Below are 16,795 nucleotides of genomic sequence, written 5' to 3' on the forward strand. Positions count from 1 at the left end.
GCGGGACGACGGGCCGTTTGTGCATGCGGGGACCTGCGGGGAGGGGGACCGCTCAGGAGCGGGAGGGCGCGACCCGGTCGGCGTGCTCGTCCTCCAGGAGCCCGGACCGGGCCAGGAGGTAGCAGAGCTGGGCCCGGCTGCGGCTGCCCAGGAGTTCCGCAGCCCGCTGGATGTGCGTGGCCACCGTGCGGCTGCTGATGCCCAGGCGGGTGGCGATGGCCTCGTTGGTGTACCCGGTCACCACGAGCTGCAGCACGGCGCGGCGGGTCTCGTCGGTGAGCAGCTGCGGCCGCTGGTAGGCGGAGCGGTACACCACCGGTTCGGCGCGCACCCACTGGTGCTCGAAGCTCGTCACCAGGAACTGGATGATCCCCGGGTGCTCGACGGCCAGCGCCGCGGTGTGCCGCTCGTGCCGGTGGTCGGGGATGAAGGCGACCGACCGGTCGCAGATGATCATGCGCTCGAAGACCTCGTTGAGGGTGCGGATCTCCGCGCCCTTCGCCGAGACCCGCTCGATATAGGCCAACGTCGGGCTGTGGGTGCGTACGGCGTGCTGGTAGAGCGTACGCTGGCGGACCCCGCGCTCCTGCAGGGCGAGGTCGCGGGGCAGGGCCTCGGTGAGCAGTTCGGTGGAACGCCCGCCGCCCGGCTGGGCGGTGAGCAACTCCTCGCGGCACGCTCCTACCGCCTCCTCCAGGGCGGCGCTGATCGCGGCCGTGCCGAGGATCAGCCGGAGGGGGGCCTTCGCCTGCTGCTGGGCCTGCCGGTAGACGTTCTGGGCCCCGGCGAGCGAGGCGTGGATGTCCGTCAGGGCGTTCTGCTGCTCGGAGATGGCACGTTCGACGGGCCGGGAGAGCCGTGCGGCGGCGATGTCGGGAGGGACGGGGACCAGTTCGGTGCCGGCGCCGTCGACGGGTCTGAGCAGGCCCAGCAGGACGAGGCATTCCGGTACGTCGCCCGCGACGCCTCCCCGGGCGAGGGCCTCCCGGTAGAGCTCCAGCCCTTCCGCGCACGTCTCGACCGGACCGGTTGTTCCGCCTGTATCCGCATTTGTGCACATGTGCTCCCCCTTCAGATTCCTGAGTTGCGCGATCATGATGCCACTGCGGCATTTCTTCCGGATGTGCCCGAGCAGCACAATTTCCTTGTCTGGACGGGGTGTTCGGAACCCCGTCGAGGAAATCGGGGAAAATGCAGATGAAGCGCGGTGCTCCGTTGCGGAAATTTATTGGTGCGTTCACATTCGCCGCGATCGTGGCGATCGGATGGTGGGCGCCGGCGGCCGGAGACATGGATTCCGGTTCGTTCCACGAGGTCGCTCAGGCACAGGCCCCCGGTGACTCCGCCTGGGGATGACGGCCCGGAGAACTTCGACCTTTTGTGGAAGGACATGATGACCACGGCCTCCGTGAGGCAGCCCCACGCTGCCTTCGATGTATTCGGGCAGAAGATCGAGGAGCTCAGGCAGGAGGGCCTGTACCGGGAGTTCATTCCCTGCGGGCACCTCGTCGACGAGCCCGGTTCCACCTCGCACCAAGGCCGGAAGGTGCAGGTCTGGTGCACCAACGACTATCTCGGGATGAGCCGCCATCCCGATCTGATCAAGTCGCAGTGCGAGTCCACGACGGTGCACGGCACCGGTAACGGCGGCTCGCGCAATATCGCCGGCACCAGCACGACCCATGTCGAGCTGGAGGACCGGCTCGCGGTCTGGCACGGCAAGGAACGTGCGCTGATCTTTTCCAGCGGATACGTGGCCAATTTCGAGACGCTGAGCACCCTGCTGGCCGCGGTCCCGGACATGGTCGTCTTCTCCGACGCGCTGAACCACCGTTCGCTGATCGAGGGCATCGTGCGCAGCGGATGCGAGAAGGTCGTCTTCCCGCACAACGACGTCGCGGCACTCGATGCGGCCCTCGCCCAATACGCCGCGGACCGGCCGAAGTTGATCGTCTTCGAGTCCGTCTATTCCATGGACGGCGACCGGTCGCCGCTGAGCAGCATTCTCGATCTGGCCGAGCGCCACAACGCGCTGACCTACCTCGACGAGACCCATGCCATCGGCATCATGGGCCCGACCGGCGCCGGACTCTCCGAGGAACTCGGCGACCACCGGGCGGACTTCGTCCAGGGAGTGTTCGGCAAGGCCCTCGGAACCGTCGGCGGCTACGTCGCCGGCCCCGACGCCCCGCTCGACTACGTGCGGTCCCACGCGCCGGGCTTCATCTTCACCACGGCCCTGCCGCAGGCGAGCATGGACGCCACCCTCCGTGGACTCGAACTCGTCCAGGACGGCAACGACTTGCGCCGCGATCTCCTGGACAACGCGCGGTACCTCAAGGCGGCACTGCGGGCCGAGGGCATCGACTTCATCGACGCCGAGAGCCACCTGGTTCCGGTCATGGTGCCCGGCAGCGAGCGTGTCCGGGCGGTCTCGCGCCGCCTGTTCCAGGAGTTCGGGATCTATGTCCAGCCCATCAACTTCCCGTCGGTGCCCAGGGGAGGGGAGCGGTTCCGCGTCACTGCTCCGCCCTACCGGACGAGGGAGCAGATGGACTACTTCGTCGCTGCGCTGAAGCAGTGCCTCGCACAGGACTGACACAGGAGCAACCCTTGAAGATCAGCGAAATCACTCCGTTCATCGGTGCGGAGTTCACCGGCTTCACCTACGAGGACCTTCAGCAGCAGGATGTCTTCGACCAGTTGACCGATCGCCTGGCCCGGCACCAGCTCGTCGTCGTACGCGGCCTCGAGCTCACCCCGGAGCAGCAGATCGCGCTCGCGAAGCGGCTGGGCCGGCCGGTGCCGTTCGTCATCGGCAAGTACCGGCACCCGGTCCACCCCGAGATCATGATCTCGTCCAACGAGGTCCGGGACGACAAGCCGGTGGGAGTGGCCCGGGTCGGCAACTTCTGGCACCAGGACTCCACCTTCGTGGCGGACCCCGCCCCCTACACGATGCTGCACGGCGTCAACGTCCCCTCGACCAGCGGGCACACGCTCTACGCCAGCGCGCTCGACATCTACGACCGGCTGCCGCAGGAGTGGAAGGACAAGCTCGCCGGCCGCACCGGGGTGCACACCGTCGCCAAGCGTCTGCGGATCCGCAGCGAGCATGTGGGCCTGTCGGTGGCCGAGTTCCGCGCCCTGATCGACATCGAGCACCCCAAGGTGCGGCACCCGATGGTGCAGACCGACGAGGGGACCGGCCGCCCGTACCTCTACGGTTCCCGCGAGTACATGGACTCCGTCGAGGGCTTCGACCACAACGAGAACGAGGAGTTCTTCTCCCTCGTCGACGGTCTGCTGGCGGACGAGGACCACGTCCACACCCACCGCTGGACCCCGCACGACCTGGTGATCTGGAAGACCCGCACCACCTTCCACCAGGCCACCGAGGTCGAGCCCGGCGTGCCGCGCACCGTGCACCGCATCAGCATCGAAGCGGACGCGTGATCCGTGGTCGGCATCGTCGACTTCGACATCTGCCTGCCCACGTCGTACGTCAGCGTGCAGGACATGCACGCGGCGTCCGGCGTGGGCGTCGAGGACATCAAGAAGATCACCCACGGCGACGGCTGGCCCGTGCTCGGCGACCACGGCCGCGCGTGGGAGCTGGCCTGCCGGGCGGCGCGTGCCGTGCTGGACCGCACCGCCGTACGGCCCGAGGACATCCGGCAGGTGATCTATGCCGGATCCGGGGAATGGGACAGGCCGTTCTGGTCACCGGCGGCCAAGGTGGCGCACGAGCTGGGCATCGAGCGGGCGCACGCCTACGAGGTGACCAACTTCTGCAACGCGGGGATGGCCGCGCTGAGGATCGCGGCCGACGGGATCGCGCTGGGCCGGGGCGAGTACGCGCTGGTGCTCGTCGGGGACCGGCTGAGCCGGCTGGTGGACTACACCGACCCCGGGTCGAAGGCCCTGTTCAACTACGGGGACGCCGCCGCCGCCGTCCTGGTGTCCGGGCGGGACGTCTCGTTCGAGCACCTGCACGCGGAGATGCGCACCGACCCCGGCTGGTCCGACTACTACGCCGGTGAGCACCGGCGGAACCGGGTGGTCATCCGGCGGGCGGCGCATCGCCCCGGCCTGGCCGACGCGTACGTGGAGAACTTCACCGCACTGGTCGGCGACACCCTGGACGCGCTCGGCCGGGATGTGTCCGACGTCGCCTACTTCCTGATCAACCACGGTGACAGGAACATGCACCGGCGACTCCTGGAGACCCTCGGACTGCCGCCGGAGAAGAGCGTCTTCAACTACCACAGGCTGGGCCACATGGGCGGCGCGGACACCCTGATCGCCCTGCAGGATCTGCTCACCGAGAAGAAGCTGGCCCGCGGCGACCTGGTGCTGATGGCGTCCAGTGCCATGGGATTCAGCTGGGGGATCACCGCCTTGGAGTTTCGCGCATGAGGATTCTTGTCGTCCACCAGGTCCCGTACCGGAAAATGCCCTACCACCTCGGTCTCGATCACGACCGCCACGAGGTGACCTACATCGGACATCCGGACCGGATGGCGGACCTGCCGGAAGGGCTGCGCTGCCGCAGGCTGGAGCTCGCCTCCGGCGAGGACCTCGTCGCGGGGGTGATCGCCCGTACGTCCCCGGACGACGGCTTCGAACATGTGCTGGCCCTCTCGGAGTTCGGGATCCTGCAGGCCTGGCACATCCGCCGCCACCTCGGGCTGGACGGTCCCTCGCGGGAGCGGATCGAGCGGGTGCGGGACAAGGTCAGCATGAAGGCGGCGCTCGCCGAGTCCGGGATCCGCCACCCCCGGTTCGTGGCGGAGCCGGGCCCCGGCGAGCCGCTGCCCTGGACGGGCCGCACCGTGATCAAGCCCCGGCAGGGCGCGTCCAGCGAGGGCGTCACCGTCCACGCGACCGCCGCGGAGGCGCTGACCGCCTACCGGGAGCTGGCGGACCGCCGGGAGCATCAGCTCGAGGAGTACATCGACGGCGCCATCCTGCACGCCGACGGCCTGGTGGGCGACGGTGCCCTGGTGGACCTCGCGGTCAGCAGGTACGTCAACAAGCCCGTCGACTACCTCGGCGGTGCTCCCCTGGGGTCCCACCAGGTCGCGGACCCCCGCGGTGACTACCGGGACTTCGCCGAACGCGTGGTCAAAGCGCTGGAGATCGAGTCCGGCTGCCTCCACCTCGAGTTCTTCGAGACCGACGACGGCGAGCTGGTCTTCCTCGAGGTGGCCAACCGGATGGGCGGCGCCGGCGTCGTCAACGCCCACCTGCGGCACTCGGGCATCCACCTGCCCTCGCACGAAATCGCCATCCGGCTCGGCCTGGAGCGGCCGGAGGCCGCGGAACCCACGGGCCGCTACCACGGCTGGCTGGCCGTCCCCGGACACCACCTCGGCCCGGGCACGGTCGGGTCGGTCGGCGTGCCCGAGGAGCTGCGCGAACATCCCTGCGTCGACGCGCTGTTCACGCTCGCGCCGGGGAAGCCCCTGCCGGACCACGTCACCTACCACGAGTGGCTGGTTCCGGTCTTCATCGAGGCGTCGCACAGCGACCCGGCGCAACTGGAGGCCTTCCTCCGGCAGTGCGCCCGGGACATCGCCGTCTCGCCGGCCCCGGCGGGGGAGTGACATGAGAACGGTCTGGCAGGACGGCCGGGCGCGCCGGATGCTGGGAGCGATCCTGATGTCCAGCCTCGCCTTCGGTCTGAACGTCCTCGCACTCGGCCAGGTTCTCTTCCAACTCACGGGCAGCACTCAGGCGTTCGTCTCCGTCGTCGCCTCGCAGGGGGCCGGAGCGATCTGCGTGCTGCCGTTCTGCGGGCCGGTCGTCGATGCGCTCAGCTCCACGCGCGTCTACATCACCGCCGCTCTGGGCAAGGCGAGCTGCGTCCTCGCGATCGTCGGCATCACCTCGATGCGGCTCGGCGACCCGGTGCCCTTCATCTTGGCGGCGGCCGTCCTGCTGGCGGTCTTCGACAACGTGGAGCGCGCCGCGCTGTTCAAGTTCACGGCCCACCATGTCGGCAAGGAGGGCGTGGTCCAGTTCAACGCCGTCACCGGCATGGTCTTCCAGGCCGGTGTGGTGGTGGGCATGGCCCTGCTGGGCGTGGTCCTCGCCTATGGCTCACCGGTCGGGGCACTGCTGGTGAGCGCGGGCTCGTCGGCCGTGTGCGCGGGCATCGCGTCCCGCATCCGGACGGTGGTGCCGGAGCGCACCCAGCCGCTGTCCGTGGCGATGCTGCGGTCCGCCGTCCTGGGGCTGCTCGGCGACTGGCGCCGGATGTTCGGGCAGTACCGCCGGGAACTGGTGGTCTTCGCCATGGTGGTGACCTGTGCCGCGGACTTCCTGTTCGCCAACAGCCTGAGCACCCTGGTCGTGCCGCTGGTCGACGAGTTCTACGGCAGGCAGAGCTGGTACGTCTCGGCGCTGGAGGCCACCTTCGGCATCGGCATGATCACCGCTTCCTTCTTCACCTCCCGCACCGCCCGGCAGAAACTGCTGCCCTTCTGGCTGGCGGTGCAGGCCGGGATCGCCCTGGTGCTGTCGTGCACCGCGGTGCCCGCCGTGCACTTCGCCGCCTTCCTGACGGCGGGTTTCGCCAACCTCAACAGCCTGGTCTGGCTGCTCTCCTCGCTGCAGCAGCACGCGGGCGACGGGGACAAGGCCAAGATGGCCTCCCTCCGGCTGCTGGCGATCGGCCTGGGGTCGGTGGTCCTGATGCCGTCGGTCGGACAGGCGGCGAAGACCTCGCTCAGCGCCGGCTTCGTCAGCGTGTCCGTGATCATGCTGGTGTTCGCCGTCGGCAGCATCTGGCCGGCCGTGCGCTTCCGCCCCGGAGCGGCCGTGAGCCGGTAACCGGTCGCATGCCCCGTTCACCTCACCTCACCTCATTCGTCCAGGGAAGACTGATGCTCACCAGACCCAAGCCCGCCCGACTGGCCGCCGGTGCCGCGGCCACCGTCCTCGCCTTCACCGGCGTGTCCGGCGGCGGTACCGCCGGTGCCACCGACCGCAGCGAGGGACTGCGCGTCTTCGCAGAGGAACCGGGCCACCTCGTCCCGGGCAACGTGGACCAGAGCGAGAGCCTCATCGTCGATTCCGTGCTCTACGCCGGACTGGTCCGCTACGACCCCAGGACGCTGCAGCCGGTCAACGTGCAGGCCGAGTCCATCACCCCGTCCGCCGACCAGCGGGTATGGACCATCCGTCTCAAACGTGGGCTGACCTTCCACAACGGTGAGCCGGTGAACGCCGACGCCTACATCAGGGCGTGGAACTACACCGCGTACGGGCCCAACCACCAGGCCAACAACGACTTCTTCCACAGCATCCAGGGCTTCGCGGACCTGCAGGAGGGCCCCGCAGCCGGCGCCGGCCAACCGCCTGCTCCGCCCCGGGCCAAGGCCCTCTCGGGCCTGCGCAAGGTCGACGGCCGCACTTTCAAGGTCACCCTGTCCGAGCCCTACAGCGGCTTCAGGACCATGCTGGGCTACATCGGTTTCCACCCGATGGCCAAGGCATGCCTGGCCCACATCGAGGCCTGCGACGAGAAGCCGATCGGCAACGGGCCCTACCGGATCGAGAAGTGGGAGCACAACAAGGTCATCCGGACGGTCCGCTTCGACCGGTACAAGGGGGACAAGGGCAAGTCCCCGCGCATCACGTTCAAGCTGATGTCCAACGTCTCGGACGGCTACGCCGCCTACGAGAAGGGCGAGTTGGACGTCATCCGCAAGCTCCTGCCCGGCGACAAGCTGCAGGAGGCCCGGCAGAAGTACCCGCACCAGCTCATCGAGGTGCCGATGGCGTCCCTGCAGCGGATCGCCTTCCCCACCTACGATGCCCGCTTCAAGGACAAGCGGATCCGCCAGGCGATCTCCATGGCGGTCGACCGCAAGGCGCTGGTCGACACCATCTATCACGGTGCGCACGAGCCCGCCAGGGGCTTCGTCTCCCCGGTCTTCCCCGGCGCCCGGCCCTCGTGCCAGTACTGTGTCTACGACCCGGAGAAGGCCCGGCAGCTGCTGGCCGAGGCGGGCGGCTGGCACGGCGGCACTCTGGAGCTGTGGACCAACTCCGGCGCCGATCACCAGGTGTGGATGGCCGCCCTCGGCGAACAGCTCAAGCGCAACCTGGGCATCGACTACGTGGTCAAGGCCGACCTGCCGTACTCGCAGTACGTGGACAAGATCCACACCAACGGCATGACCGGTATGTTCCGCAGCGGCTGGAACTCCGACTACCCGAGCATGGAGAACTTCCTCACGCCGCTGTACGGCAAGAACGGCTCTACCGCGGTGACCGGCTGGACCGACCCCCGCTTCGACGAGCTCGTGGCCGAGGGCAACAGCGCGCCCACGCCCGACCAGGCCATCGCGTACTACCAGCGGGCCGAGGACCTGGTGGCGGAGGACATGCCCGCCATGCCCGTCTGGTACGTCAAGGGCTCCACGCTCCACTCCGCCGCGTACACGAACGTCGTTGTCAACCCGGTCGGCGGCGAGCCCGTCCTGGCCGGAATCACCAGGAAGTGAGGTCGTCATGACCGTCCGGTTCTCCGCCGTGCACCAGGTCGCCGAGCCCGAGGGCATGCCGGCCGCCGAGCACTTCGCGTTCGTCACAGGCGAGTTGCCGGCCCCCACCGCGGGCACGGCCCTCGTCGAGAACCTCTACTTGTCCGTCGACCCCTACATGCGCGAGTGCATGAACGGGGTGTGGGCGCTCGACAGCCCCCTGGAGGGCCGGTCCATAGGCCGCGTCATCGCCTCCGAGGACCCGCGCCTGGCGGTGGGCGACCTGGTCTTCCACCGGCAGGGCTGGCGCACGCACGCCCTGGTGACGGGGGAGGAGGCCAGGGTGCTGCCCCGGCACGACGGCGTGCCGCCCAGCGCCTACCTCAGCATCCTCGGCGGCACGGGTCTGAGCGCCTACGTGGCACTCACCCGCATCGCCCGTCTCGAGCCGGGCGACTCCCTGTACATCTCCGCCGCGGCGGGCGGGGTGGGGACGGCCGCCGGGCAGCTGGCCCGCATCCTCGGCGCCGGGCGGCTGATCGGCAGTGCGGGGTCGGCGGCCAAGGTCCGTCACCTCGTGGAGGACCTGGGGTTCGACGCGGCCTTCGACTACCACGACGGCCCGGTCACCGAACTGCTCGCGAAGGCGGCCCCGGACGGGGTGGACGTCTGCCTGGAGAACGTCGGCGGCGAACACCTCGAGGCGGCGATCGACGCGGTACGGTCCCACGGCCGCATCGTGTGGTGCGGAGCGGTGTCCACGTACAACGACCCCGGGCGGCCCCCTGCCGCACCGCGCAACCTCTACGACGTGGTGGGCAAGAGCATCCGGCTCGAGGGCTTCCTGGTCCGCAACTACCCGCATCTTCAGGAGGAGATGGAGGAGCGTCTCGTCCCGCACATCCGGTCGGGCGCCCTGGTACCGGACGAGACCGTGGCGGACGGTTTCGGCCGAGTCGTCGAAGCCTTCCTCGGAATGCTCCGGGGGGAGAACACCGGCAAGATGATCGTTCGTCTCGCCGACGCGTGATTCCGCCGGTCATCCGGCAGACGGCAGGGGCCCCGGCAGCATGCCGGGGCCCCTGCCGCGCGTCCGGAAATCGTCATCCCGCGTCCGGATGCCGTGTTAACAGTCCGTTTCGTAGCTGTCTGTCTGTGCGGTCTTTGTCCGGTTTCTCAACTTTCGTCAGGGGTCGATGTGACCAAAGCGAAACCCTTTAAGTGTGGTTTACAGGCCGCAGTTACTTAATAGTTGGGTTCACTGAGCTCGGGTCAATGGGTCACGCGCTGTGGGGAGCGCCGACTCACGAGCACACTCGAGGTGCCGGTTCCCGCTCCGCTGTCAGGGGTGTCAGCAGGGGGACCGGCGCCTCACTCGTAGTGATAGTGGACTCATGAGGAGGCGAACCCATGCGCGGTGCCAAGAGCGCCAAGTGGGCGGCGTGCGCAATAGTCGTGGCGATGGCTGCGACTGCCTGCGGCGGAAACAAGAGCGACGGGGCGTCCGGTGACCCGGATGCCAAGGGCATCTTCACCTATCAGTCGACGGAGCCGCAGAACCCGCTGCAGCCGGCCAACGGCAACGAGGTCGGCGGCGGTCGCATCCTCAAGAGCATCTTCCGGGGCCTGACGCAGTTCGCGCCCAAGGACGGGTCGCTGAAGATGGCCGTGGCCGACAAGATCGAGACCACGGACTCCCAGCACTTCACCGTCACGCTGAAGCCGGGCTGGACGTTCCAGAACGGCGAGCCGGTGACGGCCTCGTCCTTCGTCGACGCCTGGAACTGGGGCGCCAACACCAAGAACGCGCAGCTGAACAGCTCCTGGTTCGCCGACATCAAGGGCTACGACGACGTCCACCCGGAGAAGGGCGACCCGACGGCCGACAAGATGTCGGGCCTCGTGGTCAAGGACGACAAGACCTTCACCGTCGAGCTCAAGCAGCCGGTCTCCTACTGGCAGTACAAGACGGGCTACCCGGCCCTCTCCCCGCTGCCGAAGGCGTTCTTCAAGGACCCCAAGGCGTTCGGCCAGAAGCCGATCGGCAACGGCCCCTACCAGGTGGAGAAGTGGGACCACAACTCCCAGATCTCCCTGCGCTCGTGGGACGGTTACAAGGGCGACGACAAGCCGAAGAACGGCGGCGTCGACTTCAAGTTCTACCTGAAGGGCGAGGCGGCCTACGCCGACCTGCAGTCCAACAACCTCGACGTGCTGGACATGGTCCCGCCGTCCAGCCTCACCAAGTACAAGCAGGACCTCGGCGACCGCGCCGTGGACCAGCCGATGGCGACGATCCAGATGATCGGCTTCGCCATGTACAACAAGGACTGGGACGGCGTCGACAAGGCCAAGGTCCGCCAGGGCCTGTCCATGGCCATCGACCGCGACACCATCACCAAGACGGTGCTGCAGGGCTCCCGCAAGCCCGCCAACAGCTTCCTCACCCCGGGCATCCTCGGCTACGACCCGAATGCCAAGAACGACCTCCTGCAGTACAACCCGGACAAGGCCAAGCAGTTCATCAAGGACGGCGGCGGCGTCCCGGGCAACAAGATCACGATCCTCTACAACAGCGACGGCAACCACAAGCCGTGGGTGGACGCGGTCTGCAACTCCATCACCAAGACGGTCGGCGTCGCCTGCGAGGGCAACCCGAAGCCGGACTTCAAGACGTCGCGTGACCTGATCACCAGCAAGAAGCTGGGCGCCGGCGACATGTTCCGCACCGGCTGGCAGGCCGACTACCCGCACATCGCGAGCTTCCTCGCCGACGTGTACCGCACGGGTGCCGCCTCCAACGACTCCGGTTACAGCAGCAAGGAGTTCGACGACCTCGCGAACGAGGCCGACAAGGCCAAGTCGCCCGAGGAGTCGGCGAAGCTGTACCAGAAGGCCGAAGAGGTCCTCTTCAAGGACATGCCGCAGATCCCGCTGTGGAACTACGAGGAGAACGGCGGCTACTCCACGCACGTCAAGGACGTGACCTACGACTGGATCGGCGACCCGGTCTGGACCGACGTCCAGGTTCTCAAGAAGTAGCTCACACACCGGCGTTCCGTCCCCGGCGCCCACCGCCGGGGACGGTTGAACCGGTCGCACGGCGGGCGGCCGGCGGGTTCCGGGAGGACCCTCCGGCCGCCGTCGTGCCGACCGCATTGGAGGCACGATGGGGCGTTATATCCTGCGACGCCTGCTCCAGATGATCCCGGTGTTCATCGGCACCACTTTGATCATCTTCCTTGCGGTGTACGCCCTCCCGGGCGACCCCGTGAAGGCGCTCTTCGGCGACAAGGCCGCCGACCCGGCCACCGTGGCCCGGCTCAAGCACCAGTACGGACTCGACAAGTCCCTCATCGAGCAGTACTGGATGTACCTCAGCAACCTGTTCAAGGGCGACCTCGGCACGAGCTTCAGCCAGCGCGAGGTGTCCGACATCCTCGGGGACGCGATCCCCGTCACCATTCAGCTCGCGCTCGTGGCCTTCGTGCTGGAGGCCGTCTTCGGCATCGCCCTCGGCATGCTGACGGGCCTCAAGCGGGGCAAGATCGTGGACCAGATCGTCCTCGTCCTGACCCTGCTGGTCATCTCGATCCCGATCTTTGTGATCGGCTATCTCGCGCAGGTCTACATCGGGACGAAGTGGGGCATCGTCAATCCCACGGTCACGGACTCCAACGACATCACGCAGCTGATCCTCCCCGGCATCGTGCTCGGCTCGGTCTCGCTCGCGTACGTCTCCCGGCTCACCCGCACCAGCGTGGTCGAGAACATCCGCTCCGACTACATCCGCACCGCGATCGCCAAGGGCCTGCCGCGCCGCCGCGTCGTCGGCGTGCACCTGATGCGCAACTCCCTCATCCCGGTGGTGACGTTCCTCGGGACCGACCTCGGCGCCCTGATGGGCGGCGCGATCGTCACCGAGGGCATCTTCAACGTCAAGGGCGTCGGCAACACGCTCTACAAGGCCATCACCGGGGCCGACGGCCCGCTGGTGGTCGGGACCGTGACCTTCCTGGTCGTCGTGTACCTGGTCGCGAGCCTCCTGGTCGACCTCCTCTACGCCGTTCTGGACCCGAGGATCCGCTATGCCTGAGCTGAACGACACCGCAACTGCCCGGGCAACCGCGACCGTTTCCCCCGCCGGCACCGGGGACGTCACCCCGGAGAAGCCGAAGAAGGAAACCTCCAACAGCCTCTGGTCCAACGCCTGGCGGGACCTGCGCCGCCGGCCCGTCTTCATCGTCTCCGCGGTCATCATCCTGCTGCTGCTGGCCATTTCGGCCTTCCCCGGCTGGTTCACCGACGCGGACCCGAAGCCGGGCGACCTGACGCACTTCCTCCAGAAGCCCAACTTCAGCCACATCGGCGACGCGGACTGGTTCGGCTACGACGCCCAGGGCCGCAGCATCTACGCGCGTGTCATCTACGGCGCCCGCGCCTCGATCATCGTCGGCGTCGTCACCACCGCGATCGTCACCGTGCTCGGCATGCTCATCGGCATGATCGCCGGCTACTTCGGCGGCTGGGTGGACGCGGTCCTCTCCCGGCTCACCGACATCTTCTCCGGCGTGCCGATCCTGCTCGGCTCCCTGGTCATCCTGCAGGCGTTCACCGGCCGTACGGCCTGGACCGTCTCGGCGGCCATCGGCGTCCTGGGCTGGACCCAGATCACCCGCGTCATGCGCGGTGCGGTGATCACCGTCAAGCAGGCGGACTACGTCCAGGCCGCCCGGGCCCTCGGCGCGGGCAGCGGCCGGATCCTGATGAAGCACGTCCTGCCCAACTCCCTCGCGCCGGTCATCGTCGTGGCGACCATCTCCCTCGGCATGTACATCTCGCTCGAGGCGACCCTGTCCTACCTCGGCATCGGCATCCAGAACGGCATCTCGTGGGGCGGCGACATCTCCGACGGCTCGGAGCAGATCCGCAACGCGCTGCACGTCCTGCTCTTCCCGGCAGGCTTCCTGAGCGTGACCGTGCTGGCGTTCATCATGCTCGGCGACGCGGTGCGCGACGCCCTCGACCCCAAGCTGCGCTGAGGGAGACGCACGTGACCACCACCCCCACAGAGAAGACGGCGAACACCCCCGAGCAGTCGGGGAAGAAGGACGCCCCGCTCCTCGAAGTCCGCGATCTGCACGTGGAGTTCCACACCCGTGACGGCATCGCCAAGGCCGTCAACGGGGTCAACTACTCCGTGAACGCGGGCGAGACGCTCGCCGTGCTCGGCGAGTCCGGCTCCGGCAAGTCCGTGACGGCCCAGGCCGTCATGGGCATCCTCGACATGCCGCCGGGGGCGATCCCCAAGGGGGAGATCCTCTTCCGCGGCCAGGACATGCTCAAGATGTCCCCCGAGGAGCGCCGGAAGATCCGCGGCGCCAAGATCGCGATGATCTTCCAGGACGCGCTGTCCGCCCTCAACCCCGTGCTCAGCGTGGGCTACCAGCTGGGCGAGATGTTCCGCGTCCACCAGGGCATGTCCAAGAAGGACGCCAAGGCCAAGGCCATCGAGCTGATGGACCGGGTCCGTATCCCGGCCGCGAAGGAGCGGGTGGACGACTACCCGCACCAGTTCTCGGGCGGTATGCGGCAGCGCATCATGATCGCGATGGCGCTGGCCCTGGAGCCGGACCTGATCATCGCGGACGAGCCGACGACCGCCCTGGACGTCACCGTCCAGGCCCAGGTCATGGACCTGCTCGCCGAGCTGCAGCGCGAGTTCAACATGGGGCTCATCCTCATCACCCACGACCTCGGCGTCGTCGCGGACGTCGCCGACAAGATCGCGGTGATGTACGCGGGCCGGATCGTGGAGACGGCGCCCGTGCACGAGCTGTACAAGCGCCCCGCGCACCCCTACACCCGGGGTCTGCTGGACTCGATCCCGCGCCTGGACCAGAAGGGCCAGGAGCTCTACGCGATCAAGGGCCTGCCGCCCAACCTGCTGCGCATTCCCACCGGTTGCGCCTTCAACCCGCGCTGCCCCAAGGCCCAGGACATCTGCCGCTCGGAGACCCCCGCGCTGCACCAGGTGACCGAGCAGGACGGCGCGGCCATGGCCGGACGCGGAAGCGCGTGCCACTTCTGGAAGGAGACGATCCATGGCTGAGACCGGCATGAAGGACGAGGCCCTCTCCGACGTCGTGGCCAGTGACGCCAGCACGACCGCCGAGGTGGAGGCCGTGCTCGACGCCCCGGTGGAGCGCGGCGAGCCGATCCTCCAGGTCCGCAACCTCGTCAAGCACTTCCCGCTGACGCAGGGCGTCCTGTTCAAGAAGCAGGTCGGCGCGGTCAAGGCCGTCGACGGGGTCTCCTTCGACCTCTACCAGGGCGAGACGCTCGGCATCGTCGGCGAGTCCGGCTGCGGCAAGTCCACCGTCGCCAAGCTGCTGATGACCCTGGAGACGGCCACCTCCGGCGAGGTCTTCTACAAGGGCCAGGACATCACCAAGCTGTCCGGGCGCGCCCTGAAGGCCGTGCGCCGCAACATCCAGATGGTCTTCCAGGACCCGTACACCTCGCTCAACCCCCGTATGACGGTGGGCGACATCATCGGCGAGCCCTTCGACATCCACCCCGAGGTGGCCCCGAAGGGCGACCGCCGGCGGCGGGTCCAGGAGCTGCTGGACGTCGTGGGCCTCAACCCGGAGTACATCAACCGCTATCCGCACCAGTTCTCGGGCGGCCAGCGGCAGCGCATCGGCATCGCGCGCGGCCTGGCGCTCAACCCCGAGATCATCATCTGCGACGAGCCGGTGTCGGCCCTGGACGTGTCCGTCCAGGCCCAGGTCATCAACCTGATGGAGAAGCTGCAGGACGAGTTCAACCTGTCCTACGTCTTCATCGCGCACGACCTGTCGATCGTCCGGCACATCTCGGACCGCGTGGGCGTGATGTACCTCGGCAAGCTGGCCGAGATCGGCACGGACGCGGAGATCTACGACCACCCGACGCACCCGTACACGCAGGCGCTGCTGTCGGCCGTCCCGGTCCCGGACCCGGAGGCGCGCGAGGGTCGCGAGCGGATCATCCTCACCGGTGACGTGCCGTCGCCGGCGAACCCGCCGTCGGGCTGCCGGTTCCGCACGCGGTGCTGGAAGGCGCAGGACAAGTGCGCGGAGGAGGTGCCGGTGCTGGCGGTGCCGGAGGTGTTCGCCGGCCGCAGCACGTTGGCGGCGCATGAGTCGGCCTGCCACTTCGCCGAGGAGAAGGACGTGGTGCACGCAGCCTGACGGGTGCGGCTCGTTCCCGGTTGCTCGCGCAGTTCCCCGCGCCCCTCACGGGGCGCGGGGATTTTGCGGTTCTGCGCCCCGTAAGGGGCGCGGGGAACTGCGCGACCAGCCACGACGAGCCCGCAGTTTCAGAGGCTCCTGATCTCCGCCGTGGCGCTCTTGAGCCAGCGGCTCAGCCTCGGGCCCAACGGGCGTTCCACCAGCCGGTGGAGGACGTACGCGGCCAGCATCATGGCCACCGTCGTCCCCGCCACCAGCACCAGCGGCGGAGCCGTACGGCGGAGCGCAGCGATGATGGTCCAGCCGATGTTCTCGTGCAGCAGGTACAGCGGGTAGGTGAGGACGCCCGCCGTGGTCAGCCAGCGCCACTGGATGCGGTCGAAGGCGCCCAGCGCCAGCAGTGCCATGAAGGCGAAGGCCAGTGCCACGATCACCTGGGCCGGCCAGGCCGGGATGGGGCGGTGCGGCTCGGTCAGGTTGAAGCCGACGCGCTTGACGATCTGGTTCTCGGCGAGCAGGAACGAGACCAGCACGATGCCCGTGAGCACGGCGTTCGGCTTGTACCGGTACATCAGATAGAACGCGATGCCCGCCACGAAGTACGGCGAGAAGAGCGGCATGGCCCACATGTCGAGGAGCTGGCTCGGCGCCGTGTAGTCGACGATGCCGGCGACCGTCCAAAGGCAGCAGAAGATCACGCAGTTGCGGTAGCCCACACCCCGGGCCACGACCGCGAGGGCGAAGAGGAGATAGAACTTCAGCTCGCAGAAGAGGGTCCAGTACACGCCGTCGACGTCCGGGATCCCCATGCCCCCTTGCAGCATGGTCAAGTTGATCGCGGCGTGCGTCCAGCTGTCCGTGCGGTGGAACAGCGGGACGACGGGCCAGAGGGTGATCACGGTGAACGTCACCGCCACCGCGACCCAATAGGCCGGGTACAGCCGGGAGATGCGGGAGACGAAGAAGTCGCCGACCGAGCGGCCCCAGCTGCTCATGCAGATGACGAAGCCGCTGATGAGGAAGAAGACCTCGACGCCGGTCCAGCTGTACTGGGAGAACGTGTGG

At 68.2% G+C, this 16,795-nt stretch carries 15 protein-coding genes; 13 read left to right on the plus strand and 2 right to left on the minus strand.

Annotated elements, in window-relative coordinates:
* Nucleotides 1–52 precede the first annotated feature (52 nt).
* Nucleotides 53–1,060, minus strand: a complete 1,008-nt coding sequence (locus tag HG542_RS34925) for a helix-turn-helix domain-containing protein (RefSeq protein ID WP_229922528.1) — start codon at nt 1,058–1,060, stop codon at nt 53–55.
* 131 nt (nt 1,061–1,191) lie between these two features.
* Here HG542_RS34925 and HG542_RS10730 point away from each other — a divergent pair, with 131 nt between their 5' ends.
* The 13 genes from HG542_RS10730 to HG542_RS10790 all read left to right on the plus strand — a co-directional run bounded on the left by HG542_RS10730 (nt 1,192) and on the right by HG542_RS10790 (nt 15,730).
* On the plus strand, nt 1,192–1,356 hold the full coding sequence (locus tag HG542_RS10730; protein WP_171080022.1) for a hypothetical protein: 165 nt from the start codon (nt 1,192–1,194) through the stop codon (nt 1,354–1,356).
* Nucleotides 1,357–1,408: 52 nt separating this feature from the next.
* Nucleotides 1,409–2,599, plus strand: coding sequence for a 5-aminolevulinate synthase (gene hemA, locus HG542_RS10735; RefSeq protein WP_229922527.1), 1,191 nt, complete (start codon nt 1,409–1,411; stop codon nt 2,597–2,599).
* 14 nt (nt 2,600–2,613) lie between these two features.
* Nucleotides 2,614–3,456, plus strand: coding sequence for a TauD/TfdA dioxygenase family protein (locus HG542_RS10740; RefSeq protein ID WP_171080026.1), 843 nt, complete (start codon nt 2,614–2,616; stop codon nt 3,454–3,456).
* 3 nt (nt 3,457–3,459) lie between these two features.
* Nucleotides 3,460–4,419, plus strand: coding sequence for a 3-oxoacyl-ACP synthase III family protein (locus HG542_RS10745; protein ID WP_171080028.1), 960 nt, complete (start codon nt 3,460–3,462; stop codon nt 4,417–4,419).
* Nucleotides 4,416–5,609 carry an ATP-grasp domain-containing protein gene (locus HG542_RS10750; RefSeq protein ID WP_171080030.1) on the plus strand — a complete coding sequence of 398 codons (1,194 nt, stop codon included), beginning with the start codon at nt 4,416–4,418 and terminating at the stop codon, nt 5,607–5,609. The genes HG542_RS10745 and HG542_RS10750 overlap by 4 nt, the downstream gene beginning before the upstream one ends.
* A gap of 1 nt (nt 5,610) precedes the next feature.
* Complete coding sequence (locus tag HG542_RS10755; RefSeq protein WP_171080032.1) at nt 5,611–6,837, plus strand: MFS transporter; 1,227 nt, start codon at nt 5,611–5,613, stop codon at nt 6,835–6,837.
* Between the two features lie 53 nt (nt 6,838–6,890).
* Entirely contained in the window at nt 6,891–8,516 is a 1,626-nt protein-coding gene (locus HG542_RS10760) for a peptide ABC transporter substrate-binding protein (RefSeq protein WP_171080034.1), read from the plus strand.
* Nucleotides 8,517–8,523: 7 nt separating this feature from the next.
* Nucleotides 8,524–9,525, plus strand: a complete 1,002-nt coding sequence (locus tag HG542_RS10765) for an NADP-dependent oxidoreductase (RefSeq protein ID WP_171080035.1) — start codon at nt 8,524–8,526, stop codon at nt 9,523–9,525.
* 380 nt (nt 9,526–9,905) lie between these two features.
* The gene (locus HG542_RS10770; protein ID WP_171080037.1) at nt 9,906–11,537 is read left to right on the plus strand and encodes a peptide ABC transporter substrate-binding protein; all 1,632 of its coding nucleotides are present in this window, start codon (nt 9,906–9,908) and stop codon (nt 11,535–11,537) included.
* A gap of 127 nt (nt 11,538–11,664) precedes the next feature.
* Nucleotides 11,665–12,591 carry an ABC transporter permease gene (locus HG542_RS10775; protein WP_171080038.1) on the plus strand — a complete coding sequence of 309 codons (927 nt, stop codon included), beginning with the start codon at nt 11,665–11,667 and terminating at the stop codon, nt 12,589–12,591.
* Complete coding sequence (locus tag HG542_RS10780; RefSeq protein ID WP_171080040.1) at nt 12,584–13,537, plus strand: ABC transporter permease; 954 nt, start codon at nt 12,584–12,586, stop codon at nt 13,535–13,537. Before HG542_RS10775 ends, HG542_RS10780 begins: the two co-directional genes overlap by 8 nt.
* 11 nt (nt 13,538–13,548) lie before the next feature.
* A complete protein-coding gene (locus HG542_RS10785) occupies nt 13,549–14,607 on the plus strand; it encodes an ABC transporter ATP-binding protein (RefSeq protein ID WP_171080042.1) in 1,059 nt (352 codons plus the stop codon).
* Nucleotides 14,600–15,730, plus strand: a complete 1,131-nt coding sequence (locus tag HG542_RS10790) for an ABC transporter ATP-binding protein (RefSeq protein ID WP_171080044.1) — start codon at nt 14,600–14,602, stop codon at nt 15,728–15,730. The genes HG542_RS10785 and HG542_RS10790 overlap by 8 nt, the downstream gene beginning before the upstream one ends.
* Nucleotides 15,731–15,858: 128 nt before the next feature.
* Here the strand turns inward: HG542_RS10790 and HG542_RS10795 are convergent.
* The coding region (locus tag HG542_RS10795) for an acyltransferase family protein (protein WP_171080045.1) at nt 15,859–16,795 on the minus strand (937 nt) is incomplete at its 5' end.

The organism is Streptomyces morookaense (genome assembly GCF_013030945.1).
GTDB lineage: Bacteria > Actinomycetota > Actinomycetes > Streptomycetales > Streptomycetaceae > Streptomyces > Streptomyces morookaensis.